The 1,806-nt window shown below is 64.6% G+C and carries 2 protein-coding genes; one reads left to right on the top strand and one right to left on the bottom strand.

Going from position 1 to position 1,806, the window contains the following annotated elements; genetic code table 11:
- Positions 1-77 precede the first annotated feature (77 nt).
- On the bottom strand, positions 78-938 hold the full coding sequence (locus tag R5W23_RS07575) for an IS5 family transposase (protein WP_320685813.1): 861 nt from the start codon (positions 936-938) through the stop codon (positions 78-80).
- 119 nt (positions 939-1,057) lie between these two features.
- On the opposite strand from R5W23_RS07575, the gene R5W23_RS07570 reads away from it, so the two are divergent.
- A partial coding sequence (locus tag R5W23_RS07570) for a transposase (RefSeq protein ID WP_320685812.1) occupies positions 1,058-1,806 on the top strand: 749 nt, incomplete at its 3' end.

The following is a 1,806-nucleotide window of genomic DNA, read 5'->3' as shown; positions in this document are numbered from 1 at the left end:
ACCTGGCCGCCTGAGCGCGGCCGATTCGCGGAAAGTACAGGAGTCGATTCTGACCTCTAACGGAGTAGTATTAGAGTCTATCCGGAAAGTTTAGTGGCCTTTTGCATGGGTTTTCGCGTGTATTTAAAGGTCGCCTGAGTGCGCGTTTTGTCGGGTGCGAGTCGTTGGAGCATGAGGTGAATCATGCTCACCTGGATCATCGCTTCGGCGGCCGCCGTTGTCCGTTCGTAGCCCTTGCTGTTGCGTCGGTAATTCCCCGTCCAAGCGTTGGTCCGCTCGATCACCCACCGGTACGGCAGATGAACCAACCCCTTGGCCCCCGCTGGACGTTCCACCACCGTCACCTGGTACCCGACCGATTCGCGGGCCAAATACCGGTCCAGGGTCCGGTTGTTGTACTTCCCGTCGCCCCGCACCTCGTCCAACCGCGCGCGGTGTTGCGGGCTCAACGTGGCGAGTACCTGCGGAGCCGTCGTGCCGTCGTCGCAACTCGCGGCCGTGACCAGTACCACCATCAGCAACCCCAAGGAATCCACGACCCGAGGGCGCTTCCGGCCGTTGATCTTCTTGCCGCCGTCGTAACCCCGTGCCCCACCCGCCTCGGTCCCCTTGACCGTCTGTGCGTCGATCGCCGCCTTCGCCGGGTTGGGATCCCGACCGGCCGCCACGCGCACCTGCGGACGCAGGGCGTCGAGGATCCGTTGCCACGTCCCATCGGCGACCCAGGCCATCAGGTACTCGTTGGCGGTCGAACGCTTGGCCAGATCTTGGGGCAACATGGCCCATTGGCACCCGGCCTTGGCCAAGTAAAAGATGGTATTGACCACCAACCGCATATCCACCGTTCGGGGACGCCCGCCCGGCTTGGCGGGTGGGATCAGCGGTTCGATCACGGCCCACTGCGCGTCCGTCAAATCCGTCGGATACACGCGATCCATCGCAGCCCCATCCGTCGGTCCGAGCGATGACCCAACACTACCAACTCACGGTACTTGGGGCACCTCCAACTTTCCGGATAGACTCTTAGCTCGACTGGTGCCGAATCTCAGGGCCGTCCGTGGTGAGGTATCATGGGGCTGCTGATACTCCCCCGTGGCCCTCGCCCACGGACGGCGGCCATGATTGTACCACCCGAAGCTCAGGCGCTGGTCTCGGTTCTGGCGCCCATTTCACCAACCCCACGTACCAGCGGTTCGCGACATTACTGGTCGGTGCGCTGGTGACCATCGGTCGGCGCACCGTGGCCAACATACTCCGCACCCTTCGCCATTTGGCGCTGGGACATCGCACCGATTACCAGCGGGTGCTGTCCCGCGCTCCGTGGTCCGGACTCGCGCTCGGGGGCGCGCAGATGCGATTCGTGCTCGACCACCTGCTCCCGGATGGTCCGGTGCGGTTGGTCGGTGACGACACGGTTGACGGGCACAAGGGCGCGCGCGTGTACGGCAAGGCTCGGCACCGGGACCCGGCCCGCTCGACCCACTCGTACACCGCGTTCCGGCATGGGCACAAGTGGGTCGTGTTGGCGGTCCTGGTGAAGTTCCCGTTCGCCACCCGCCCGTGGGCGCTCCCGGTGCTCATCGACCTGTACCGGTCCGCGGACGACGATCGAAAGCGGAACCGCCCGCACCGCCCCCCGGCCCGGATCATGTGTGTGCTCCTGCGGGTGCTGTTGGTCCGATTCCCGGGCCGGACGTTCGTGTTTGCCGGGGATTCGGGGTACGGCACCCACGACCATCCCTTTTCACGCCCAGGTGCCATTCCCAATATCTTATGCGGACAGGAGTTGCGTAAAGGTTGGGAGGG

Source organism: Gemmata algarum, assembly GCF_034097035.1.
Taxonomy (GTDB): Bacteria; Planctomycetota; Planctomycetia; order Gemmatales; family Gemmataceae; genus Gemmata; species Gemmata algarum.
This window is presented reverse-complemented; position numbering and strand designations above follow the sequence as displayed.